We start from the raw sequence: 23,557 nt of genomic DNA, 5'->3' as shown, positions 1-23,557 counted from the left end.
CCCTTTCGCCGCTTCCTACAGCAGTCCCAGCCGCATCGCGCTGGTGACCGCCGCGGTGCGGTCGTCCACGCCCAGCTTGCCGAAGGCCCGTAGCAGATGGGTCTTCACCGTCGACTCGCCGATGAAGAGACGGCGGCCGATCTCCGCGTTGGTGCACCCCTCCGCGACCAGCCGCAGCACGGCCGTCTCCCGCTCGGAGAGGCGGGGCCGCTCGGGCCGGTCGCGCAGCTGGTCCATCAGCCGCGCGGCGACGGACGGGGCCAGCACCGTCTCGCCGCGCGCGGCGGAGCGCACGGCCTCGGCCAGCTCGGCGCGGGGCATGTCCTTGAGCAGATAGCCCGCCGCACCCGCCTCCACCGCGCGCAGGATGTCCCCGTCCGTCTCGTACGTGGTCAGCACGATCACCCGGGACGGCAGCCCGGCGGCGGTCATCCGGGCGATCGACTCCACCCCGTCGCCGTCCGGCATCCGCAGGTCCATCAGCACCACATCGGGCCGCAGCGAGGCGCACAGCGCCTCCGCCCGCGGCCCGCTGTCCGCCTCGCCGACGACCTCCAGATCGGGTTCGGCGCCGAGCATGCCGCGCAGCCCCTCCCGCACCACCGGGTGGTCGTCCGCGATCAGGATCCGGATCACCGTGCGCTCCTCGTTCGTACCGTCGGCCGGGAGGGATGGACGGCCGGGGCGGGCGGCCGGACGGGCAGTTCGAGCGCGACCGTCGTGCCCTCGCCCGGGGCGGCGGCCACCTGAGCCGTGCCGCCCACCTCGCCCGCCCGTGCGCGCAGCCCGGCCAGGCCGTAGCCCTCGCGCGGGGCGCTCGGGTCGAAGCCGCGGCCGGTGTCCCGGACCCGCAGCCGCAGCGCGTCCTCGCCGTAGCCGAGCGCGATGGTCACCACTGCGCCCGGCCCGGCGTGCCGGCGGGCGTTGGCCAGCGCCTCCTGGCAGCCGCGCAGCGCCACCACCTCCACGGCGGCGGGCAGCGGCCGGACCGCCCCCGAGACCTCGACGCCGGCCGGGGCGCCGGTCTGCTCACCGTGGCGCGCGGCCAGCCGCCGCAGCGCGTCGGGGAGCGAACTGCCGTCCAGGTCCGCCGGGCCCGCCCCGGCGACCAGCGCCCGGGCCTCCGCGAGGTTCTCCCGGGCCGTACGGGCCATGAGACCCAGGTGACGGCGGGCCAGCGGCACATCGTGGTCCAGCTCCGACTCCACCGCCTGAACCAGCATCAGCAGGCTGGTGAAGCCCTGGGCGAGGGTGTCGTGGATCTCCCGGGTCAGCCGCTCCCGCTCCGCGAGCGCGCCGTGCGCGGCCGACAGCCGGGCCACCTCCTCGCGGCTGGCGTCCAGTTCGGCGATCAGCCGGGCGCGCTCGGTGCTCTGCTGCAGGACCATGATGATCCAGCTGCCGATGAGCAGGGAGAAGGCCCAGGAGACGGCCGCGAAGAGCGAATTGAAGAACAGATCCCCGGAATCCGGCCGCTCCACGAGCGCCCACACCACCACCGGGACGATATTGATCACAGTGACGGCGAACAGCGCCCTGCGCATCCGCAGCAGCATGAAGCACTGCGGCGTCAGCGCGAAGATGGCGATCCGGGTCTCGCCGACCAGCGCCGAGGGCACCACGAACAGCAGGAACAGCCCGACCAGATAGACCACCGAGCGGGGATGGTCCTCGGCTTCCGCGAGCAGCACCGGCCGGCCGACCAGCACGTACCACGGCGCGGTCGCGGCGAAGACGGCCGCCGCGACCGCGCGCAGTCCTGGCCCGGGGCCCGAGCCGCCCAGGACGAACAGGAAGGTGGCCGCGAACACGATCGCGAAGTAGACGTCCCAGCGGCGGTAGGTGCGGTGGTACACGTCGGGATCGCGAGGGCCGGTCGGTTCGCTCAGCCGTCTCGGCGGCTCTTCCAGCGGAAGGTCAGCAGACACAGCACCAATCCTCCGACGCACCACGCGCCCAGCACCAGGGCGATCCGCCCGTACTCCCAGGAGCCCGCCTGCTCCAGTACGGCCGCCGAGTCCGGCAGGAACACCCCGCGGAACCCCTGGCACATCCACTTCAGCGGGAAGAGCGCGCCCACGGTCAGCATCCAGTCGGGCAGCGTGTCGATCGAGATGAAGACACCGGAGATGAACTGGAGCACCAGGAACGGCAGAACGACCACGGAGGTGGCGCTCTTGCCCGAACGCGGGACGCTGCTGATCGCGATGCCCAGCAGCGCACAGCCGGTCAGCCCGAGGGCGAGGACCCAGGCGAAGGTGAGCCAGGTGGCCGCGCCCGTGGGCAGATCGAGGTCGAAGAGCGCCGTGCCGACGACCAGCAGCAGCACCGTCTCGGCGATCCCGGAGACCAGGACCAGCCACAGCTTGCCGAGGAAGTACGCGGCCGGGGGCATCGGTGTACCGCGCAGCCGCCGCAGCACCTTCTCGTCCCGTTCGAGCGCGATGGAGACACCCAGCGACTGAAAGCTGGTCGACATCACCCCCGACGCGATCATCGCCGCGGCGTACAGCTGGGAGGCGGTCACGCCCGCGCCCCGCACATCGTCCCGGAAGATCGAGGCGAACAGGGCGAGGAAGACGACGGGGAAGGCGAAGGTGAAGACCACCTGTTCACGCCGGCGGAAGAACTGCTTGAGCTCGAGGACGCCCCGGTGCAGCCCGAGGGTCCAGGCGCCGGGCAGCCGCCCGGGGGCCGCCCCGGAGGCCCGGCGGGCGGTGGCGGAGGTGGTGGTCGTGGTGGTCATCGCGCGCCCTCCCCGGGCTGCTCGTCGAGTTGTCCGGTGAGCCGCAGATAGACGTCCTCCAGGGTCGGCCGGGAGATCCGCAGCCCCGGGATCTCCCCGTCGAAGCGGCGCATCAGCTCCGCGACGGTACGGGTCGGGGTCTCCGTCTCCTCCTGGCGCGCCCCGCCGCCCGGTTCGCTCCAGTGGACCGTCGCCCGGCTGCCGTGCCGCTCGCGCAGTCCGGCGGGCGAGCCCTCGGCCACGACCTTGCCCGCGGCGATGACCGCGAGCCGGTCGGACAGCGCTTCCGCCTCGTCCAGGTAGTGCGTGGTGAGCACGATCGTGGAGCCCTCGTCCGCCAGCCGCCGGATCAGCTCCCAGAACCGGCGCCGCGCCGCCGGGTCGAAGCCAGTCGTCGGCTCGTCCAGCAGCAGAAGCTCCGGACCGCCGATCACGCCGAGGGCCACATCCAGCCGGCGCCGCTGGCCGCCCGACAGCGCCTTGATCCGGCTGGCTGCCTTGTCCTCGAGACCGACCAGGCCGATGACCTCCTCGGGGTCGCGCGGCCGGGGGTAGTAGCGGGCGAAATGGCGCACGGTCTCGCGCACCGTCAACTCGGCCGGGGCGGATTCATCCTGCCAAACGATGCCGATCCGGGACCGCCACTCGCGTCCCCCGGAGGCGGGGTCCCGGCCCAGCACCGTCACCTCGCCCGCGTCCCGGCTCCGATGGCCCTGGAGGATCTCCACCGTCGTGCTCTTGCCCGCCCCGTTGGGGCCCAGGACGCCGAACACCTCTCCCTGTCGAATGCCCAGGTCAACGCCGTTCAGCGCGGTCAGCGCACCATAGCGTTTGCGCAGGCCGCGCACCCGTACCGCTTCGTCTGCCATGCCCATGAGCGTGCCGGTGCCGCGCCGGCCCGGGGACGACCGGGAAGCCCGTCTTATGTCCGCCGAACGGGGGACAGGGCACCATGGCACGACCGTGATAAGCGCGCCTTACGGCGACAGCGGGTGCGGCACAATGGCCTTGCCCGACGGGGCTGGAGACGGCGGAGACGACGGACGGCGAGTATGGCGACGACAGTGATGGACGACGTGGAGTCCGGCGAGGCGCGGGAGGGCTCGCGGGCCGGGACGGGCGGCAGTCGTGCCTTCGCCCTCCTGCTCGTGATCACCGGAGCGCTGGGGCTGCTGGCCGCCTGGGTCATCACGATCGACAAGAACAAGATCCTCGAGTACAAGGCCGACGGCAAGGTCTTCACGCCCGGCTGCAGCCTCAACCCCGTCGTCTCCTGCGGCAACATCATGGAGAGCGACCAGGCGCAGGCGTTCGGCTTCCCGAACCCGATGCTCGGGCTCGTCGCGTACTCCATCGTGATCTGCGTGGGCATGTCGCTGCTGACCGGGGCGCGCTTCCCGCGCTGGTACTGGCTGACCTTCAACGCGGGCACGCTCTTCGGCGTCGGCTTCGTGACCTGGCTCCAGTACGAGTCGCTGTACGTCATCGGCTCGCTGTGCCTGTGGTGCTGCCTCGCCTGGGTCGCCACCATCGTGATGTTCTGCTACGTCACCGGCCACAACCTCAAGCACGGATACCTCCCCGCGCCGGACGGGCTGCGGCGCGGGCTCATGGAGTTCCACTGGGTGGTCCCGGTGGTGTGGATCGGCGTCATCGGCATGCTGATCCTGACCCGCTGGTGGGATTTCTGGACGGGCGCTCAGGGCTGAGCCCGCACCCCCCGAACGCCGCGCGCGGCGGCGTTGTCAGTGCGGTGTCATAGGCTTCCCGGGTGGAGCCAGACCTGTTCACCGCCGCCGCAGAGGACCGCCAGGAGAAGGATCCGGCCAGCAGTCCGCTGGCCGTGCGGATGCGTCCGCGCACCCTCGACGAGGTCGTGGGCCAGCAGCATCTGCTGCGCCCCGGATCCCCGCTGCGGCGGCTCGTGGGCGAGGGCGGCGGGGGTCCGGCCGGGCCGTCGTCGGTGATCCTCTGGGGCCCGCCGGGCATCGGCAAGACGACGTTGGCGTATGTGGTCAGCCAGGCCACCCAGAAGCGCTTCGTCGAGCTGTCGGCCATCACCGCGGGGGTCAAGGAGGTCCGGGCCGTCATCGACGGCGCGCGCCGTTCCTCCGGGGCGTACGGGCGGGACACCGTGCTCTTCCTGGACGAGATCCACCGCTTCAGCAAGGCCCAGCAGGACTCGCTGCTGCCCGCCGTGGAGAACCGCTGGGTGACGCTGATCGCGGCCACCACCGAGAATCCGTACTTCTCCGTGATCTCCCCGCTGCTCTCCCGCTCGCTCCTGCTCACCCTCGAGCCGCTGACCGACGACGATCTGCGCGGGCTGCTGCGGCGCGCGCTCACCGACGAGCGCGGGCTCGGCGGGGCGGTCACCCTTCCCGAGGACGCCGAGGCGCATCTGCTGCGGATAGCGGGCGGCGACGCCCGGCGGGCGCTCACCGCGCTGGAGGCGGGCGCAGGGGCGGCGCTGGACAAGGGCGAGTCCGAGGTCACGCTCACCTCGCTGGAGGAGGCGGTCGACCGGGCCGCGGTGAAGTACGACCGCGCGGGCGACCAGCACTACGACGTGGCCAGCGCCCTCATCAAGTCCATCCGCGGCTCGGACGTGGACGCGGCGCTGCACTATCTGGCCCGGATGATCGAGGCGGGCGAGGACCCCCGGTTCATCGCCCGCCGGCTGATGATCTCTGCGAGCGAGGACATCGGCCTGGCCGATCCCACCGCCCTGCCCACCGCCGTGGCCGCGGCGCAGGCGGTCGCCCTGATCGGCTTCCCGGAGGCGGCGCTCACCCTGAGCCACGCCACCATCGCCCTGGCGCTCGCGCCCAAGTCCAACGCCGCCACCACCGCGATCGGCGCCGCGCTGGCCGATGTGCGGGCGGGCCTGGCCGGGCCGGTGCCGCCGCATCTGCGTGACGGCCACTACCAGGGCGCCAAGAAGCTGGGCCACGCGCAGGGCTATCTCTATCCGCACGATCTGCCGGGCGGCATCGCGGCGCAGCAGTACGCACCGGACAAGATCCACGGCAAGCGGTACTACGAGCCCACCCGGTACGGGGCCGAGGCGCGGTACGCGGATGTGGTGGAGCGGGTGCGGGCGCGGCTGCGCGGTGACCCGCCGTCCGGCGACGGCCAGACCCCGGCCACGTAGCGACGGCCAGGTCCCGGCCACGTAGCGGCCGGGCCCCGGCCTGGTCATGCCGGACGCCGTCAGCCCGTCGCCGCGTCGAACAGGGCGTGCATCGCGTACCGCAGTTCGGACACCTTCCGTACCGGCTCGGGAAAGTCGAAGCGCGCGTCGAACGGCCGGTCCGCCTCGTCCGTGAAGCGCACCCGCAGGCCGAAGCGGTCCAGCGCCACCGGGGTGGCCGGGCCCCGGGTGCAGACCAGTTCGGAGCGGTCGCCGAGCAGCGCGCACAGCCCGCGCACCTGCTCGCTGTGGGCGGCGTGCAGATGCTGGAGCAGATCGGCCTCGTGCCGGACCAGCGGATCGGGGTCGGCCGAGGTGAAGTCGTCCGGCTCGACGCCGTCCGCGCCCCACAGATCGTCCACGCACGCCTCGCCGACCTCCAGCCGCAGCAGCGTCCAGGCGGCTCTCCCGGCGGGCCCCACCCCGGCGGCCGGACCACCGCGCCGCGACGGCCGCGGCGCCTGGTCGAGGCCGAGCAGTTCGCCCACCGGATGCCGCTCGGCCAGCAGCGCCGCCGCGGTGCGCGTGCGCTCGCCGCAGGGGACGGGGGTGAGCCAGCCGGCCACCCATCCGCGGCCGCGGATCCGGTGGGGCATCGCGACGGGGGCGACGTCGGTGATCTCCATCACGCAGGTCAGCTCGTCGTCCTGGGCGTGGGTGGCGGCGCGGGCGGCGGGGGAGGCGCTGGGCATCATCAGCAGCAGGTCCCCGTCCGGGGCGACCGTACGGGCGGCGGGGCCGTCCACCCCCAGGTCGTCCAGGGCCTCGATTCCGGGAATCGTCAACGAAGCCGTAGCCTTGGATTCAACGAGAGTACGTACGCGCTCTGCCGGTGTGGGCCGCAGGGCGCTTTCCATGGGACGCGGCTGACCCTCCTCGGGGCTCTGACCAGTGCTGGGCAGGGGGATCCCAGGTCGAAACATGCGTTCTCCTCGGCTAAGGTAAGGCTCACCTAACTTACATGGAGGTTCGTTCCCCGTGAACCAGTCGCGTCCCAAGGTCAAGAAGTCGCGGGCGCTCGGCATCGCTCTGACCCCGAAGGCCGTCAAGTACTTCGAGGCACGCCCCTACCCGCCGGGCGAGCACGGCCGTGGCCGCAAGCAGACCAGTGACTACAAGGTCCGGTTGCTCGAGAAGCAGCGGCTGCGCGCTCAGTACGACATCAGCGAGCGCCAGATGGTCCGCGCCTACGACCGCGCCCGTAAGGCCGGGGGCAAGACGGGCGAGGCGCTGGTCATCGAGCTCGAGCGCCGTCTGGACGCGCTCGTTCTGCGCTCGGGCATCGCCCGCACCATCTACCAGGCCCGCCAGATGGTCACCCACGGCCACATCGAGGTCAACGGCCGCAAGGTCGACAAGCCGTCCTTCCGGGTCCGCCCGGACGACGTGGTGATGGTCCGCGAGCGCAGCCGCGAGAAGGTCCCCTTCCAGGTGGCGCGCGAGGGTGGCTACGCCCCCGACGGCGAGACCCCGCGCTACCTCCAGGTCAACCTGAAGGCGCTCGCCTTCCGGCTGGACCGGGACCCCAACCGCAAGGAGATCCCGGTGATCTGCGACGAGCAGCTCGTCGTCGAGTACTACGCCCGCTGATCCGGCGGAGCGGACCGTACGCGCTCAAGCCCGCGGGTTCCCCCTCGACACCGGTCGACGGGGAACCCGCGGGCTTGTCCGATGGCGGGCCCGGACCGGGGGCCCGGCGGCCGTTATGCGTTTCGGGTGCGCGTCCGCGGCGCGATAAGGTCGATACCTGCCGCCCGCACCCGGATACCGCCCGAGAGCGGCGGGCGACGGACGACGCCGAACGACGCGTCATCACGACACGTCGGCGCGCCGAGTACGACCAACACGAGACAACGACGACGAGCGGCGACAGGGAGCGGTGCGACGTGTCCGGTGGAGAGGTGGCCGGGATCCTCGTGGCCGTCTTCTGGGCGATCCTGGTGTCCTTCCTGGCGCTGGCGCTGGTGAGGCTGGCCCAGACGCTCAAGGCGGCCACCAGGCTGGTGGCGGAGGTCACCGAGCAGGCGGTGCCGCTGCTGAGCGAGGCGTCCGCGACCGTGCGCGAGGCCAACACCCAGCTCGCCCGGGTGGACTCGATCGCCTCCGACGTCCAGGAGGTCACCTCCAACGCCTCCGCGCTCTCCTCGACCGTCTCCACCGCCTTCGGCGGCCCGCTGGTCAAGGTGGCCGCGTTCGGCTACGGCGTCCGGCGGGCGATCGGCCGCAAGGGGCGGGCGGAGGACGAACCCGCGCCCGCGCGCAACGTCGTCATCGGCAAGACCCTGCCGTCCGCCCGCCGGGGCGGCCGCCGCAACCGTGGATCGAAGGGCTGACAGACCGGATGTTCCGCCGCACATTCTGGTTCACCACCGGCGTCGCCGCCGGGGTGTGGGCCACCACCAAGGTCAACCGCAAGCTCAACCAGCTCACCCCGGAGAGCCTGGCGGCGCAGGCCGCCGACCGCGCGGTGCTGGCGGGCCGGCGGATCAAGGTCTTCGCCCTCGACGTACGGGACGGCATGGCCGACCGCGAGGCCGCGCTCAAGGACGCGCTCGGGCTCTCCGCGCCACCGCCGGACGACCGCAAGCGGCTCCCGGCCCAGCGGGGCCGGTCCGAGCTGACCCGCACCACCCCCTACAAGCTCCACAAAGCCGGAAATGAGGACCACTGATGGAGTCGGCTGAAATCCGCCGCCGCTGGCTGCGCTTCTTCGAGGAGCGTGGGCACACCGTCGTGCCGTCGGCGTCGCTCATCGCGGACGACCCGACGCTGCTGCTGGTCCCCGCGGGCATGGTGCCCTTCAAGCCGTACTTCCTCGGTGAGGTCAAGCCGCCCTTCGACCGCGCCGTCAGCGTGCAGAAGTGCGTACGCACCCCGGACATCGAAGAGGTCGGCAAGACCACCCGCCACGGCACCTTCTTCCAGATGTGCGGGAACTTCTCGTTCGGCGACTACTTCAAGGAAGGCGCCATCAAGTACGCCTGGGAGCTGCTGACCAGCTCCCAGGAGGAGGGCGGCTACGGCCTCGACCCCGAGCGGCTGTGGATCACCGTCTACGAGCAGGACGACGAGGCCGAGCGCATCTGGCGCGAGGTGATCGGCGTCCCCTCGACACGCATCCAGCGCCTGGGCATGGGCCCGAACTACTGGTCCATGGGCGTCCCCGGCCCCTGCGGCCCCTGCTCCGAGATCAACTACGACCGCGGTCCGGAGTTCGGCGAGGAGGGCGGCCCGGCCGTCAACGACGAGCGCTACGTGGAGATCTGGAACCTGGTCTTCATGCAGTACGAGCGCGGTCCGGGCGAGGGCAAGGAGAACTTCCCGATCCTGGGCGAGCTCCCGAGCAAGAACATCGACACCGGCCTCGGCCTCGAGCGCCTGGCGATGATTCTCCAGGGCGTGCGGAACATGTACGAGACCGACACCCTGCGCGTCGTCATGGACAAGGCCACCGAGCTGACCGGGGTCGCCTACGGCGCCGCCCATGATTCCGACGTCTCGCTGCGCGTGGTCGCCGACCACATGCGCACCTCCGTCATGCTCATCGGCGACGGCGTCACCCCCGGCAACGAGGGCCGCGGCTATGTGCTGCGCCGCATCATGCGCCGCGCCATCCGCAACATGCGCATCCTCGGCGCCACCGAGCCGGTCGTCGGCGAACTGGTCGACGTCGTCCTCAAGACGATGGGCCAGCAGTACCCGGAGCTGCTCACCGACCGCAAGCGCATCGAGACCGTCGCCCTCGCCGAGGAGTCGGCCTTCCTCAAGACGCTCAAGGCCGGCACCAACATCCTCGACACCGCCGTCACCGACACCAAGAGCGCCGGTGGCAGCGTGCTCCCCGGGGACAAGGCGTTCCTGCTCCACGACACCTGGGGCTTCCCGATCGACCTCACCCTCGAGATGGCCGCCGAACAGGGCCTCTCGGTGGACGAGGAGGGCTTCCGCCGCCTGATGAAGGAGCAGCGGGAGCGCGCCAAGGCCGACGCCAAGGCCAAGAAGACCGGCCATGCCGACCTGTCCGCCTACCGCGAGGTGGCCGACGGCTCCGGCCTGACCGAATTCACCGGCTACCTCCACACCGAGGGCGAGTCCACCGTCGTCGGCCTGCTGGTCGACGGGGTGTCCTCGCCCGCCGCCACCGAGGGCGACGAGGTCGAGGTCGTCCTGGACCGCACCCCGTTCTACGCCGAGGGCGGCGGCCAGCTCGCCGACACCGGCCGGATCAAGCTGGACACCGGCGCCGTGGTGGAGGTCCGGGACGTCCAGCAGCCGGTGCCCGGCGTCAGCGTGCACAAGGGCGTCGTCCAGGTCGGCGAGGTGACGGTCGGCGCCGGGGCCCACGCCCGGATCGACATCAAGCGCCGCCGTGCCATCGCCCGCGCCCACAGCGCCACCCACCTCACCCACCAGGCGCTGCGCGACGCCCTGGGCCCGACCGCCGCCCAGGCCGGTTCGGAGAACTCGCCCGGCCGCTTCCGCTTCGACTTCGGCTCGCCGACCGCCGTGCCCGGCGCGGTCCTCACCGACGTCGAGCAGAAGATCAACGAGGTGCTCTCCCGCGAGCTCGACGTCACCGCCGAGGTGATGAGCATGGACGACGCCAAGAAGCAGGGCGCCATCGCCGAGTTCGGCGAGAAGTACGGCGACCGGGTGCGCGTGGTGACGATCGGCGACTTCTCGAAGGAGCTGTGCGGTGGCACGCATGTGCACAACACCGCCCAGCTGGGGCTGGTGAAGCTGCTCGGCGAGTCCTCCATCGGCTCCGGGGTGCGCCGGGTCGAGGCCCTGGTGGGCGTGGACGCCTACAACTTCCTCGCCCGGGAGCACACGGTCGTCTCCCAGCTCACCGACCTGGTCAAGGGCCGCCCCGAGGAGCTCCCGGAGAAGATCTCCGGCATGCTGAGCAAGCTCAAGGAGGCCGAGAAGGAGATCGAGCGGTTCCGCGCCGAGAAGGTGCTGCAGGCCGCCGCCGGTCTCGTCCAGGGCGCCAAGGACGTCCGGGGCGTGGCCCTGGTCGCCGCCAAGGTGCCGGACGGCACCTCCTCCGACGATCTGCGCAAGCTGGTCCTGGACGTGCGTGGCCGCGTCCCTGGCGACCGCCCGGCCGTCGTCGCCCTCTTCACCGTGGCGAACGGCCGTCCGCTCACCGTCATCGCCACCAACGAGGCCGCACGAGAGCGCGGGCTCAAGGCCGGTGACCTGGTCCGCACCGCCGCCAAGACGCTCGGCGGCGGAGGCGGCGGCAAGCCGGACGTGGCCCAGGGCGGCGGGCAGAACCCGGGGGCCGTCGGCGAGGCCATCGAGGCCGTCGAGCGGCTCGTCGCGGAATCGGACCGGTAGGCGTGCGACGCGGCAGGCGGATCGCCATCGACGTCGGGGACGCCCGGATCGGGGTCGCCTCGTGCGACCCCGACGGGATCCTCGCCACCCCCGTGGAGACCGTGCCGGGACGCGACATCCCGGCCGCCCACAAGCGGCTCGTGGCGATCGTCGAGGAGTACGAACCGATCGAGGTGGTGGTCGGCCTGCCGCGCTCGCTCAACGGGCGCGAGGGGCCGGCCGCGGCCAAAGTACGCACCTTCGCGCGCGAGTTGGCGCGGCGGGTCAACCCGGTGCCGGTACGGCTCGTCGACGAGCGTATGACCACTGTCACAGCGTCCCAGGGGCTGCGCGCCTCCGGGGTGACGTCCAAGAAGGGCCGTTCCGTCGTTGACCAGGCGGCGGCCGTGGTGATCCTGCAGAGCGCGCTGGAGACCGAGCGGGCCTCGGGGAGGGCCCCGGGGGAAGCCGTCGAAGTGGTCATCTGATCGCGATACGGTAACGTTCCGCGCGGCATGGCCGCCGCCGCCCGTGCCACGCACACGCCGAGCGGTGACCACCTCCGTCGCTAGGGGATCGATGACTGAGTACGGCCGGGGACCCGGCTCCCAACCGTGGCACCCCGAGGATCCGCTGTACGGGGACCGGGAGTGGAGCGACCACGGCGCGGCGGCCGGCCAGGATCCCTATGCGCAGGACCGCTACGCACAGGACACTTACGCACAGCAGGACACTTACGCGCAGCAGGGCACCTACGCGCAGGATCCGTACGCACAGGACCCCTACGGCCAGGATCCGTACGGTCAGGGCGCCTACGGCCAGGGCCCGTACGGCCAGGACCCCTACGGGCACCAGCAGTACCCGCACGGCTATCCGCAGGATCCCCAGCAGCAGCATCAGCAGCCCCAGTGGGACGGCCAGGACGTCGGCTACCCGCATCAGCGGCACCCGCAGGAGTACCCGGGGCAGGGCGGCCCCTACCCGGCCCAGGGCGGCTCGTACGGCGGGATGGACCCGCACGATCCCTATGGCGGACAGGGCGGACAGGGCAGCCAGGGCGCTTCCTATCCCGGTCAGGACCCCTACCAGGGACAACAGGGCACCCAGCAGATGCCCACGGTGCCCGCGGAGCACCAGGTGCCGCGCCAGCGCGAGGCCCCCGACGAGCCCCCCCTCCAGGCGGACGACGAGGACGACCATCCGTTCTTCACCGACGGCGGCGGCCGGGGCGGTGCGGATGACGCGGACGACGACGGCGAGGACGATGAGCGCTCCGGCAAGAAGGGCAAGCCCAAGAAGCGCCGCAGCGGCGTGGCCTGCCTCTTCGTGACCGTCGTCCTGGTGGGCGTGGTCGGCGGAGGCGGCTATTACGCCTACGACTTCTGGCAGACCCGATTCGGCCCCGCACCCGACTACTCCGGCCAGGGCACCGGCCGGATCGAGGTGGAGGTGCCCTCCGGCTCCGGCAATGCCGAGATCGGCTCGATACTCGCCGACAAGGGCGTGGTCAAGAGCAGCGGCGCCTTCGTGGATGCCGTGGAGGACAGCGGCAAATTCGTCCAGCCGGGCACCTACACCCTGCGCAAGGAGATGTCCGGCGCGGCGGCGGTCAAGCTGATGCTCGACCCCAGCAGCAGCAACGCCCTGATCGTCACCGAGGGCATGCGCGACGCCACGATCTACGCGGCGATCGACAAGAAGATCGGCCTCAAGGCGGGGACCACCGCGGGCGTCGCCAAGAAGGAGGCCAAGAACCTCGGGCTGCCCTCCTGGGCCGACGACAACAGCAAGATCAAGGATCCGCTGGAAGGGTTCCTGTACCCGTCCCGCTACAGCGTGGGCGAGGGCGCCAAACCCGCGGACGTGCTGCGGAAGATGGTCGCCGAGGCCAATCGGAACTACTCCGGTCAGGATCTGGAGGGCAAGGCCAAGGAATTGGGCCTGAAGTCCCCGCTCCAGCTGATCAGTGTGGCCAGCCTGGTCCAGGCGGAGGGCGTCACCCACGACGACTTCCGGAAGATGGCCGAGGTCGTCTACAACCGGCTCAAGCCCGCGAATCCGGAGACCTACGGCAAGGTGGAATTCGACTCCACCTACAACTACATCAAGAACCAGAGCAAGATCGATATCCCGATCAGTGAGATCAAGCAGTACGACAACCCGTACAACACGTACTTCTACAAGGGACTTCCGCCCGGTCCGATCGGAAATCCGGGCCATGACGCGCTGAAGGCGGCGATGAATCCGACCAGCGACGGCTGGTATTACTTCATCTCGCTCGACGGCAAGACGAGCCAGTTCTCCAAGACCTACGCGGATCACCAGAAGTGGGTCAACAAGTTCAATAAGCAGCGCACGAACAACGGCTGAGGAAAGATGTCGGAAAACCGCAGGGCGGCGGTGCTCGGTTCGCCGATCGCCCACTCCCTGTCACCGGTGCTGCACCGCGCCGCATATCGCGAACTGGGCCTGACCGGCTGGACGTACGACCGGTTCGAGGTGGACGAGACCGGGCTGCCGGACTTCTTCAAGCACCTCGGCGAGGACGCGGGACCGGCCTGGGCCGGACTGTCCCTGACCATGCCGCTCAAGCGCGCCGTCATCCCGCTGCTGGACGAGATCAGCGACACCGCGGCCTCGGTGGAGGCCGTCAACACGGTGGTCTTCGGCGACGACGGCCGCAGGCGTGGGGACAACACCGACATCCCCGGCATGCTGGCGGCGCTGCGGGAGCGCGGCGTCGGACGTGTGGAGCGCGCCGCCGTGCTGGGCGCCGGCGCCACGGCCTCCTCGGCGCTGGCCGCGCTCTCCCGGATCTGCGACGGCGAGGTCACCGCCTATGTCCGCAGCGAGGCCCGCGCCGCCGAGATGCGGCAGTGGGGCGAGCGGCTGGGCGTCGTGGTGCGCACCGCGGACTGGGGCGACGCGGCCGAGGCGCTCGGCGCGCCGCTGGTGATCGCCACCACGCCCGCGGGCACCACCGACGCGCTCGCCGCGGCCGCACCGGACCGCCCCGGCGCGCTGTTCGACGTCCTCTACGAGCCCTGGCCCACGCCGCTGGCCGCCGCGTGGGCGGCGCGCGGCGGCTCGGTGGTCGGCGGCCTGGACCTCCTGGTGCACCAGGCGGTGCTCCAGGTCGAGCAGATGACGGGCCGCGCCCCGGCGCCGCTGGCCGCGATGCGCGAGGCGCTGGCGGCCCGCTGAGCCGTCCCACGGGCCCCTTCGCCGACCCCGCCCGGCCCGTCCCCGGCCCCTCATAGGCCTCGTCCGGCCCGTCCCCGGCACCTCCCCGGGGCGCCGCGAGCGTCCAGACCATGGACCGCGAACCGAGCGGACGCCCCGGTCGTGGGAGGATCGGAGGTGCGGGCCGGAGTCGCGCGGACCGGGCCGCGCCGCAGGACGTCGAGGCACGCGCATGAGGGAGCACCGTTGAGCAGGTTGCGCTGGCTGACCGCGGGGGAGTCGCACGGCCCCGCACTCGTGGCGACGCTGGAGGGGCTGCCCGCCGGGGTGCCGATCACCACCGACATGGTGGCCGACGCCCTGGCCCGACGGCGGCTCGGCTACGGCCGCGGTGCCCGGATGAAGTTCGAGCGCGACGAGGTCACCTTCCTCGGCGGCGTACGCCACGGGCTGACCCTCGGCTCCCCGGTCGCGATCATGGTCGGCAACACGGAGTGGCCCAAGTGGGAGCAGGTCATGGCCGCCGACCCGGTGGACCCCGAGATCCTCGACGGGGTCGCCCGTAACGCCCCGCTGACCCGCCCCCGCCCCGGCCATGCCGACCTCGCCGGAATGCAGAAGTACGGCTTCGACGAGGCCCGGCCGATCCTGGAGCGCGCCAGCGCCCGCGAGACCGCCGCCCGGGTGGCGCTGGGCACCGTCGCCCGCTCCTACCTCAAGGAGACGGCCGGCATCGAGATCGTCTCGCATGTCGTGGAGCTGGCCGCCGCGAAGGCGCCCTACGGCGTCTACCCCAAGCCCTCCGACGTCGAGAGGCTGGACGCCGACCCGGTGCGCTGCCTGGACGCCGACGCGAGCAAGGCGATGGTGGCCGAGATCGACCAGGCCCACAAGGACGGCGACACGCTCGGCGGCGTCGTCGAGGTGCTCGCGTACGGCGCTCCGGTGGGCCTCGGCTCACATGTGCACTGGGACCGCCGGCTCGACGCACGGCTGGCCGGTGCGCTGATGGGCATCCAGGCCATCAAGGGCGTCGAGGTCGGCGACGGCTTCGACCTCGCGCGGGTGCCCGGCTCCAAGGCCCATGACGAGATCCTCTCCACGGACGAGGGCATCCGGCGCTCCTCGGGCCGCTCCGGCGGCACCGAGGGCGGGCTGAGCACCGGCGAGCTGCTGCGCGTCCGGGCCGCGATGAAGCCGATCGCGACCGTGCCGCGGGCGCTGGCCACGGTCGATGTGACCACCGGCGAGGCCACCAAGGCCCACCATCAGCGCTCCGACGTCTGCGCCGTCCCGGCGGCCGGGATCGTCGCCGAGGCGATGGTCGCGCTGGTCCTGGCGGACGCGGTCGCGGAGAAGTTCGGCGGCGACTCGGTCACCGAGACCCGCCGCAATGTGCGGAGCTTCCTCGAGAACCTGGCCATCCGGTGAGCGGGGAGGTCAGCCAGGGCCCCGCCGTCGTGCTGGTCGGGCCCATGGGGGTCGGGAAGACCACCGTCGGACAGGCGCTCGCGGAGCGGCTCTGCACCACCTTCCGCGACACCGACACCGACATCGTCGGCACGGCGGGCAAGGAGATCTCGGAGATCTTCATCGACGAGGGCGAACCGCACTTCCGCGAGCTGGAGCGGCAGGCCGTGCGGACCGCCGTCGCCGAGCACCGGGGCGTGCTCGCGCTGGGCGGCGGCGCCGTCCTCGACGAGGGCACCCGGGCGCTGCTCACCGGCCTCCCCGTCGTCTTCCTGGAGATGGGCGTCGCCGAGGCGGTCAAGCGCACCGGCCTCGACGCCCCGCGCCCGCTGCTCGCGGTCAATCCGCGCCAGCGCTGGCGCGAGCTGATGGAGCAGCGCCGCCCGCTGTACACCGAGGTCGCCCGCGCCGTGGTGTCGACCGAGGACCGCACCCCCGAGGCCGTCGCCGAGGCCGTCCTTGACGTACTGGAGCTGAAGAACGCATGACACCCCCTGTGGCCGATACCCCTACCCGCATCCAGGTCGGAGGCACCGCGGGCACCGCGCCGTACGAGGTGCTGATCGGCCGGCAGCTGCTCGGCGAGCTCGCCGGACTGATCGGCAACGGAACCAAGCGCGTCGCCGTACTGCACCCCGAGGCGCTGGCCGAGACAGGTGAGGCGATCCGCCAGGATCTCGCCGAGCAGGGGTACGACGCCATCGCGATCCAGCTGCCCAACGCGGAGGAGGCCAAGACCGCCGAGGTCGCCGCGTACTGCTGGAAGGCGCTCGGCCAGACCGGCTTCACCCGCACCGACGTGATCGTCGGCGTGGGCGGCGGCGCCACCACCGACCTCGCCGGATTCGTCGCCGCCACCTGGCTGCGCGGAGTGCGCTGGATCGCCGTCCCCACGACCGTGCTCGGAATGGTCGACGCCGCCGTCGGCGGCAAGACCGGGATCAACACGGCCGAGGGCAAGAACCTCGTCGGCGCCTTCCACCCCCCGGCCGGGGTGCTGTGCGATCTGGCCGCGCTGGACTCGCTGCCGGTCAACGACTACGTCAGCGGGCTCGCCGAGGTCATCAAGGCGGGCTTCATCGCCGACCCGGAGATCCTGGAGCTGATCGAGCGGGACCCGGTCGCGGCCCGTACGCCCGCCGGTCCGCACACCGCCGAGCTCATCGAGCGCTCCGTCCGGGTCAAGGCCGAGGTCGTCTCCAGCGACCTCAAGGAGTCCGGACTGCGGGAGATCCTCAACTACGGGCATACGCTCGCCCACGCCATCGAGAAGAACGAGCGCTACAACTGGCGCCATGGCGCGGCCGTCTCCGTGGGCATGGTCTTCGCCGCCGAGCTGGGCCGGCTGGCGGGCCGTCTGGACGACGCCACGGCCGACCGGCACCGCACCGTCCTGGAGGCCGTGGGCCTGCCGCTCACCTACCGCGGCGACCAGTGGCCCAAGCTGCTGGAGACCATGAAGGTCGACAAGAAGTCCCGCGGTGACCTGCTGCGCTTCATCGTCCTGGACGGTATCGCCAAGCCCACCGTGCTGGAGGGCCCGGACCCGGCGGTGCTGCTCGCGGCGTACGCCGAGGTCTCCGGCTGACCCGGGCCCAGGGTCCTTCTGACGGATCTCCTGGAGGAAGGAGCGGCGTCAGAAGGACCCTGACCGTCTTCCCGCGTCACAGCTCTGTCATCGCCTTCGAAAGCCCGCGGCTCCGCCGCGGGCTTTCGAACACCCCCGAGCCCTCGCGGTTGCGGCCCTTGAGGGACGAAATGCCTGGCTGGCGAGGGGCGGCGGGGACACAGCGGGTTTGCGGTCCGTGCACACAGCGGAGCTTTGGGCGGGTACCGTTCGGTAGGATCGGCCTCACCGCCGTATCAGCACCTGACAGTTGTCGGACGAGAACTGCCTGTACGAGACGGAGTGCCACCGGATGCAGCATGCGGGAGCTCCGCTGCCACCGCCCCATCAGCCGGGACCGGTTCCCGGGACGCAGGGCGCGGGCTGGGCCCAGGGCGCGAGTGCGAGCCATCACCCGGGACCTCATCCCAATCCCCCCGCCCCGCCCACGCCTCCCGTGGCCGGGCACCCGGTACCGCCCGCGCAGCATCCGGTGTCCCCTCCGCCGGCCCCGCCCGCGCCCCCCGGGGCGCCGCTGGAGACGGTGAACACCACCGGCCATGTCCAGCTGCCGCCCGGCGGCCCGGTGCCGCTGCCGCACCCCCCGTCGGACCCGTCGCTCGCCGATGTCTCGCAGGCGACGGTGGCGGTGCTGCTGATCGGACCGGCCGGGGCGGGCAAGACGACGGTCGCGCGCTACTGGGCCGACCGCCGCCGGGTGCCGACCGCGCACATCAGCCTGGACGATGTGCGGGAGTGGGTCCGGTCCGGCTTCGCCAACCCCCAGTCGGGGTGGAACGAGCACTCCGAGGCGCAGTATCGTCTCGCCCGCCGCACCTGCGGCTTCGCCGCCCGTAACTTCCTGGCCAACGGGATCTCCTGCATCCTCGACGACGCCGTCTTCCCCGACCGCCCGGTCGTCGGCCTCGGCGGCTGGAAGCGCCATGTGGGCCCAGGGCTGCTGCCGGTGGTGGTCCTTCCGGGCCTGGAGATCGTCCTGGAGCGGAACGCGGCCCGCAGCGGGAACCGCCGCCTCAGCGACGAGGAGGTGGCACGGATCCACGGCCGGATGGCGGGGTGGTACGGCTCCGGGCTGCCCATCATCGACAACTCCACGTACGACGTGGAGACCACGGCCCGCATGCTCGACGAGGTCGTCACCCGCTCCATCGCGAGCCCTCCAAGCTGGTAGGACCCCCGTTCCCCCCTTTTTCAGGGCTCGGTTCTCCCCCAGCTACCGCTGGGAGGTACCCCCGACCGGAGCCACTGGAGAAGCCGAGCCCGGCAGGTCTGCGTACGCTCGGGGACATGTCCGAGGTGTACGCGGCCCGACGTGCCCGTCTGCACGATCAGTGCACCGCGGCCGGGAGCGCGGCGGCGCTGGTGTCCCGGCCCGCCAATGTGCGCTATCTGTGCGGCGCCGTGCCGCCCGGGGCCGTGCTGCTGCTGGGACCCGTCCAGGACGTGCTGGTGGCCACCGAGGCCCCGGCCGCGCCCCCGCTCTCCTCGGGCCCGCCCCGTTCCGACGAGCCGCGGCTGCTGGTGACGCCCGGCGCGGACGGTGATCCGGCCGTGGCCGCCGCCGATCTGGCCGCGGCGGACGGCGCCGAGTCGCTGGCCGTCGAGGAGCACGATCTGACCGTCGCCCGCCATCGGGCGCTCGGCGCCGCCGCCTCCCGCGTCCGCCTCGCCGATCTGGGCCGTGCCGTCGAGCAGTTGCGGCTCATCAAGGACGACGAGGAGATCTCCTGTATGCGGATCGCCGGGGAGCTCGCCGACCAGGCGCTCGGCGAGCTGCTGGAGTCGATCCTGGTGGGCCGCACCGAGCGGCATCTGGCGCTGGAGCTGGAGCGCCGGCTGGTGGACCACGGCGCGGACGGCCCGGCCTTCCCCACCGTGGTCGCGGCGGGGCCCAACGCCGGGCGTCCCGGCCATCTGCCCACCGACCGGAGGGTGGAGGAGGGCGATTTCCTCACCATCTCCCTCGGCGCCGACTACCGCGGCTACCGCTGCCAGGTGGGCCGTACCTTCGTCATCGGCCCCTCGCCCGCGGACTGGCAGGTCGAGCTGTACGACGCCGTCTTCGCCGCTCAGCGGGCCGGTCGGGAGGCGCTGTTGCCGGGCCGGGCATACCGGGACGTGGACCGGGTGACCCGTCAGGTGCTGACCGCCGCGGGCTTCGGAGACGGGCTGGAACCGTGCACCGGACACGGTGTGGGCCTGGAAATCGACGAGGACCCTCGGCTCACACCGTCCGCCATGGGTAAACTGGACGCTTGTGTGCCGGTCACCGTCGAGCCGGGGGTCCACCTCCCGGGCCGGGGCGGCGTCCGGATCGATGACACGCTCGTCGTCCGCCCCGAGGCGGACGGCGGACCCGAGCTACTCACCATCACGACCAAAGAGCTGCTCGCGCTCTAGCGGAACCGGGCGCGCCGACGGCTCTCTGGTCTCCGCCAGCTGTAGTCCAGGAGATCCCGCAACCGTGGCATCCACGAACGACCTCAAGAATGGATTGGTGCTCAAGCTCGACGGGGGCCAGCTCTGGTCCGTCGTCGAGTTCCAGCACGTCAAGCCCGGCAAGGGCCCCGCTTTCGTGCGCACCAAGCTCAAGAACGTGCTGTCCGGCAAGGTGGTCGACAAGACCTTCAACGCCGGTGTGAAGGTCGAGACGGCCAATGTCGACAAGCGCGGCATGCAGTTCTCGTACAAGGACGGCGAGAGCTTTGTGTTCATGGACATGGACACCTTCGACCAGATCTACATCACCCCCGAGGTCGTCGGCGACAACGCCCGCTACCTGCTCGAGGGCTTCGAGGCCGTCGTGGCGATGTACGAGGGCAACCCGCTGTACGTCGAGCTGCCCGCCGCCGTCGAGCTGGTGATCGAGTACACCGAGCCGGGCGTCCAGGGCGACCGCTCCACCGGCGGCACCAAGCCCGCCAAGCTGGAGACCGGCTACGAGATCGGCGTGCCGCTGTTCATCACCACCGGTGAGAAGATCAAGGTCGACACCCGCTCCGGTGAGTACCTCGGTCGGGTGAACAACTAACCGTGGCTGCCCGCAACAAGGCCCGTAAGCGCGCCTTCCAGATCCTCTTCGAGGCCGATCAGCGCGGCAGCACCGTGCAGACCGTGCTCGCGGACTGGATCCGGCTCGCCCGGACCGACGACCGGCAGCCGCCGGTCAGCGAATACACGATGCAGCTCGTCGAGGGATATGCCCAGCACATCGACCGGATCGACGAGCTGATCGCCACCTACTCGGTGGGCTGGACGCTGGACCGGATGCCGGTCGTCGACCGGAACATCCTGCGGCTGGGCGCGTATGAGCTGGTGTGGGAGGACGCGACCCCGGACGCGGTGGTGATCGACGAGGCGGTGCAGCTCGCCAAGGAGTTCTCCACCGATGACTCGCCGGCCTTTGTCAACGGCCTGCTGGGCCGCATCAAGGAGCTGAAGCCGAGTCTGCGTCGCGAGCAGGAGCCCCGCGAGCACCAGGCCTAGCCGCGCTCATCACACGACAAAGCCGCCGGGGGCGGTGGAGGACCCAGAAGGGCTCCACCGCCCCCGGCGGCACGTTTCTGCTGGTGAACGGGGAAAGAGGGACTCAGGCGTCTTCGTGCTGGACCGCGCGGCGGGCGTCGGCGCCCAGCACGCCCCAGCTGATCAGCTGTTCGGTCAGCACGGACGGCGACTGGTCATAGATGACGGCGAGGGTGCGCAGATCGTCCTGACGGATCGAGAGCACCTTGCCGTTGTAGTCACCACGCTGGCTCTGGATGGTCGCGGCGTACCGCTGAAGCGGGCCCGCCTTCTCGACCGGCACATGGGCCAGTCGCTCCAGGTCCAGTACCAGCTTCGGCGGCGGCTCGGCGGCCCCGGCCGGGCTTGTGCCCGGAAGCAGCTCCTGCACCGGGACGCCGTAGAAGTCGGCCAGCTCGGCGAGACGCTGCACGGTCACGGCGCGGTCGCCGCGCTCGTACGATCCCACCACCACGGCCTTCCAGCGGCCCTGGGACTTCTCCTCGACACCGTGGAGGGAGAGGCCCTGCTGGGTGCGGATGGCGCGGAGCTTGGCCCCGAGCTGTTTGGCGTATTCGCTGGACATAAAGCTCCCCGGACGCTGTATCGACGTGCGGCTGTGCCGCGCGGCTGGTCACTCACTGTGAGGTTACGCAGCGTAATTTCCATTCGTCAAGCCGAACGGAGCGGAGGGGCTCCGGCCAGGGGTGTTGACGGGGACACTCGGTCCCCCTGCTAGTGTGAATGGCGCAAATCCGACCGTCCTTTAAGGTCCGTCCCGTGAGGCGGAGAAGGAGGTCCGTTTCGTATGGACGCAAACACCTCGGACACCGCGCGCTCGGTGCTGGAAGCACCGGATATCGCGCGCGTTCTCACCCGCATCGCCCACGAGATCGTCGAGCGCGCCAAAGGCGCCGATGACGTGGTGCTGCTCGGCATTCCCACCCGTGGTGTCTTTCTCGCCCGGCGGCTGGCCGTCCGGCTCGAAGAGATCACCGGCAAGCCCGGCCGGATCCCGGTCGGCTCGCTCGACATCACGATGTACCGCGACGACCTGAGGCTGCGCCCGGCCCGCGCACTCGCCCGCACCGAGATCCCCGACGACGGCATCGACGGCCGCCTCGTGGTCCTCGTGGACGATGTGCTCTTCTCCGGCCGCACCATCCGCGCCGCCCTCGACGCCCTCGGCGACATCGGGCGGCCGCGCGCGGTCCAGCTCGCGGTCCTCGTCGACCGCGGCCACCGGGAACTGCCGATCCGCGCCGACTACGTCGGAAAGAACCTCCCCACGTCGCTGCGGGAGACGGTCAAGGTCCAGCTCACCGAGGAGGACGGCCGCGACAGCGTGCTCCTCGGGCTGCGCGGGACCACCCCAGCGGACGGGAAGTAGCGCCCCTCACCGACGGCGAGTGCCGCCCCGGCGACCCCGGGGGAACCCGCCCGACGTACCACCGGTGCCGCCAGGTCACCGGACCCCGCGCCTGCCCGCCCGCACGCCCGCACACCTCCTTCACCCACGGAGCAACCGGATGAAGCGCCACCTCATCTCGGCCGCCGATCTCTCGCGCGACGACGCCGTCCTGATCCTCGACACCGCCGAGGAACTGGCCCGGCTCGCCGACCGGCCGATCAAGAAACTGCCGACCCTGCGCGGCCGTACCGTCGTCAACCTCTTCTTCGAGGACTCCACCCGCACCCGCATCTCCTTCGAGGCGGCCGCCAAGCGGCTCTCCGCCGACGTGATCAACTTCTCCGCCAAGGGGTCCTCGGTCTCCAAGGGCGAGTCCCTGAAGGACACCGCCCTCACCCTGGAGGCGATGGGCGCGGACGCCGTGGTGATCCGCCACCACGCCTCCGGCGCCCCGCACCGGCTGGCCACCTCCGGCTGGATCAACGGCGCCGTGGTGAACGCGGGCGACGGCACCCATGAGCACCCCACCCAGGCGCTGCTCGACGCCTTCACCATCCGCCGCCATCTGAGCCCGGACGCCCCCGGCACCGGCCAGGACCTGGCCGGGCGCCGGATCACCATCGTCGGCGACGTCCTGCACAGCCGGGTGGCCCGCTCCAACGTCCATCTGCTGTCCACCCTGGGCGCCGAGGTCACCCTGGTCGCCCCGCCGACGCTGGTCCCCTTCGGCGTGGAGAGCTGGCCCTGCGAGGTCTCCTACGACCTGGACGCGGTGGTCGGCAAGACCGACGCCGTGATGATGCTGCGCGTCCAGCGCGAGCGCATGAACGCCGCGTTCTTCCCCACCGAGCGCGAGTACGCCCGCCGCTACGGCCTGGACGGCGACCGGATGGCGCGGATGCCGGAGCACGCCATCGTGATGCACCCCGGTCCCATGAACCGCGGCATGGAGATCACCGCGGATGTCGCGGACTCCGACCGCTGCACCGCCGTCGAACAGGTCGCCAACGGCGTCTCGATCCGCATGGCCGTCCTGTATCTGCTGCTCGGCGGGAACGAGTCCGCCGTCGCCGCCGCCCGCACCGAGGAGAGCAAGTGACC

24 protein-coding genes are annotated in these 23,557 nt (G+C 71.6%); 18 read left to right on the top strand and 6 right to left on the bottom strand.

The window, feature by feature from the left end:
* Positions 1-15: 15 nt before the first annotated feature.
* The 4 genes from LIV37_RS10420 to LIV37_RS10405 are packed head-to-tail and all read right to left on the bottom strand — an operon-like array spanning position 16 to position 3,621.
* Entirely contained in the window at positions 16-636 is a 621-nt protein-coding gene (locus LIV37_RS10420) for a response regulator (RefSeq protein WP_121825621.1), read from the bottom strand.
* Positions 633-1,928 (bottom strand): sensor histidine kinase, encoded by a 1,296-nt coding sequence (locus LIV37_RS10415; RefSeq protein ID WP_121825622.1) that lies wholly within the window; start codon positions 1,926-1,928, stop codon positions 633-635. Before LIV37_RS10415 ends, LIV37_RS10420 begins: the two co-directional genes overlap by 4 nt.
* Positions 1,886-2,746 carry an ABC transporter permease gene (locus LIV37_RS10410; RefSeq protein ID WP_020867076.1) on the bottom strand — a complete coding sequence of 287 codons (861 nt, stop codon included), beginning with the start codon at positions 2,744-2,746 and terminating at the stop codon, positions 1,886-1,888. The genes LIV37_RS10415 and LIV37_RS10410 overlap by 43 nt, the downstream gene beginning before the upstream one ends.
* Positions 2,743-3,621, bottom strand: a complete 879-nt coding sequence (locus tag LIV37_RS10405; protein WP_373920604.1) for an ABC transporter ATP-binding protein — start codon at positions 3,619-3,621, stop codon at positions 2,743-2,745. Before LIV37_RS10405 ends, LIV37_RS10410 begins: the two co-directional genes overlap by 4 nt.
* A 192-nt stretch (positions 3,622-3,813) precedes the next feature.
* Here LIV37_RS10405 and LIV37_RS10400 point away from each other — a divergent pair, with 192 nt between their 5' ends.
* Together LIV37_RS10400 and LIV37_RS10395 are read left to right on the top strand one after the other, a co-directional pair.
* Entirely contained in the window at positions 3,814-4,455 is a 642-nt protein-coding gene (locus LIV37_RS10400; protein ID WP_020867074.1) for a vitamin K epoxide reductase family protein, read from the top strand.
* A 62-nt stretch (positions 4,456-4,517) separates the two neighbouring features.
* Positions 4,518-5,900 carry a replication-associated recombination protein A gene (locus LIV37_RS10395; protein ID WP_020867073.1) on the top strand — a complete coding sequence of 461 codons (1,383 nt, stop codon included), beginning with the start codon at positions 4,518-4,520 and terminating at the stop codon, positions 5,898-5,900.
* Positions 5,901-5,959: 59 nt separating this feature from the next.
* Here LIV37_RS10395 and LIV37_RS10390 read toward each other — a convergent pair whose 3' ends face one another.
* Complete coding sequence (locus LIV37_RS10390; RefSeq protein ID WP_020867072.1) at positions 5,960-6,724, bottom strand: DUF2470 domain-containing protein; 765 nt, start codon at positions 6,722-6,724, stop codon at positions 5,960-5,962.
* A gap of 193 nt (positions 6,725-6,917) precedes the next feature.
* On the opposite strand from LIV37_RS10390, the gene rpsD reads away from it, so the two are divergent.
* The 14 genes from rpsD to nusB all read left to right on the top strand — a co-directional run bounded on the left by rpsD (position 6,918) and on the right by nusB (position 21,027).
* Positions 6,918-7,529 (top strand): 30S ribosomal protein S4, encoded by a 612-nt coding sequence (rpsD, locus tag LIV37_RS10385; protein ID WP_020867071.1) that lies wholly within the window; start codon positions 6,918-6,920, stop codon positions 7,527-7,529.
* A 296-nt stretch (positions 7,530-7,825) separates the two neighbouring features.
* Positions 7,826-8,272, top strand: coding sequence for a DUF948 domain-containing protein (locus LIV37_RS10380; RefSeq protein WP_020867070.1), 447 nt, complete (start codon positions 7,826-7,828; stop codon positions 8,270-8,272).
* A gap of 8 nt (positions 8,273-8,280) precedes the next feature.
* Entirely contained in the window at positions 8,281-8,610 is a 330-nt protein-coding gene (locus LIV37_RS10375) for a DUF6167 family protein (protein ID WP_020867069.1), read from the top strand.
* Positions 8,610-11,282 (top strand): alanine--tRNA ligase, encoded by a 2,673-nt coding sequence (gene alaS / locus LIV37_RS10370; protein ID WP_020867068.1) that lies wholly within the window; start codon positions 8,610-8,612, stop codon positions 11,280-11,282. The genes LIV37_RS10375 and alaS overlap by 1 nt, the downstream gene beginning before the upstream one ends.
* 2 nt (positions 11,283-11,284) lie before the next feature.
* Positions 11,285-11,749 carry a Holliday junction resolvase RuvX gene (gene ruvX / locus LIV37_RS10365; RefSeq protein ID WP_020867067.1) on the top strand — a complete coding sequence of 155 codons (465 nt, stop codon included), beginning with the start codon at positions 11,285-11,287 and terminating at the stop codon, positions 11,747-11,749.
* A gap of 91 nt (positions 11,750-11,840) precedes the next feature.
* Positions 11,841-13,631, top strand: a complete 1,791-nt coding sequence (gene mltG, locus LIV37_RS10360; RefSeq protein WP_020867066.1) for an endolytic transglycosylase MltG — start codon at positions 11,841-11,843, stop codon at positions 13,629-13,631.
* A 6-nt stretch (positions 13,632-13,637) separates the two neighbouring features.
* The gene (locus LIV37_RS10355) at positions 13,638-14,465 is read left to right on the top strand and encodes a shikimate dehydrogenase (protein WP_020867065.1); all 828 of its coding nucleotides are present in this window, start codon (positions 13,638-13,640) and stop codon (positions 14,463-14,465) included.
* A gap of 225 nt (positions 14,466-14,690) precedes the next feature.
* Positions 14,691-15,875, top strand: coding sequence for a chorismate synthase (gene aroC / locus LIV37_RS10350; protein ID WP_121825626.1), 1,185 nt, complete (start codon positions 14,691-14,693; stop codon positions 15,873-15,875).
* Between the two features lie 44 nt (positions 15,876-15,919).
* The gene (locus LIV37_RS10345; protein WP_121826126.1) at positions 15,920-16,402 is read left to right on the top strand and encodes a shikimate kinase; all 483 of its coding nucleotides are present in this window, start codon (positions 15,920-15,922) and stop codon (positions 16,400-16,402) included.
* The gene (aroB, locus tag LIV37_RS10340) at positions 16,399-17,502 is read left to right on the top strand and encodes a 3-dehydroquinate synthase (RefSeq protein ID WP_214662989.1); all 1,104 of its coding nucleotides are present in this window, start codon (positions 16,399-16,401) and stop codon (positions 17,500-17,502) included. Before LIV37_RS10345 ends, aroB begins: the two co-directional genes overlap by 4 nt.
* A gap of 331 nt (positions 17,503-17,833) precedes the next feature.
* Entirely contained in the window at positions 17,834-18,712 is an 879-nt protein-coding gene (locus LIV37_RS10335; RefSeq protein ID WP_121826127.1) for a Pro-rich N-terminal domain-containing protein, read from the top strand.
* A 116-nt stretch (positions 18,713-18,828) separates the two neighbouring features.
* Complete coding sequence (locus tag LIV37_RS10330; protein WP_020867060.1) at positions 18,829-19,941, top strand: aminopeptidase P family protein; 1,113 nt, start codon at positions 18,829-18,831, stop codon at positions 19,939-19,941.
* 64 nt (positions 19,942-20,005) lie between these two features.
* Positions 20,006-20,572, top strand: a complete 567-nt coding sequence (gene efp / locus LIV37_RS10325) for an elongation factor P (protein WP_020867059.1) — start codon at positions 20,006-20,008, stop codon at positions 20,570-20,572.
* Positions 20,573-20,574: 2 nt separating this feature from the next.
* Complete coding sequence (nusB, locus tag LIV37_RS10320) at positions 20,575-21,027, top strand: transcription antitermination factor NusB (RefSeq protein ID WP_020867058.1); 453 nt, start codon at positions 20,575-20,577, stop codon at positions 21,025-21,027.
* Positions 21,028-21,130: 103 nt separating this feature from the next.
* Here nusB and bldD read toward each other — a convergent pair whose 3' ends face one another.
* The gene (gene bldD, locus LIV37_RS10315; RefSeq protein WP_014174965.1) at positions 21,131-21,631 is read right to left on the bottom strand and encodes a transcriptional regulator BldD; all 501 of its coding nucleotides are present in this window, start codon (positions 21,629-21,631) and stop codon (positions 21,131-21,133) included.
* A gap of 222 nt (positions 21,632-21,853) precedes the next feature.
* Here bldD and pyrR point away from each other — a divergent pair, with 222 nt between their 5' ends.
* Together pyrR and LIV37_RS10305 are read left to right on the top strand one after the other, a co-directional pair.
* Positions 21,854-22,435, top strand: a complete 582-nt coding sequence (gene pyrR, locus LIV37_RS10310) for a bifunctional pyr operon transcriptional regulator/uracil phosphoribosyltransferase PyrR (RefSeq protein ID WP_020867057.1) — start codon at positions 21,854-21,856, stop codon at positions 22,433-22,435.
* A gap of 139 nt (positions 22,436-22,574) precedes the next feature.
* Positions 22,575-23,555, top strand: coding sequence for an aspartate carbamoyltransferase catalytic subunit (locus tag LIV37_RS10305; RefSeq protein ID WP_020867056.1), 981 nt, complete (start codon positions 22,575-22,577; stop codon positions 23,553-23,555).
* Positions 23,556-23,557: the final 2 nt, after the last annotated feature.

Source organism: Streptomyces rapamycinicus NRRL 5491 (assembly GCF_024298965.1).
Taxonomy (GTDB): Bacteria; Actinomycetota; Actinomycetes; order Streptomycetales; family Streptomycetaceae; genus Streptomyces; species Streptomyces rapamycinicus.
This window is presented reverse-complemented; position numbering and strand designations above follow the sequence as displayed.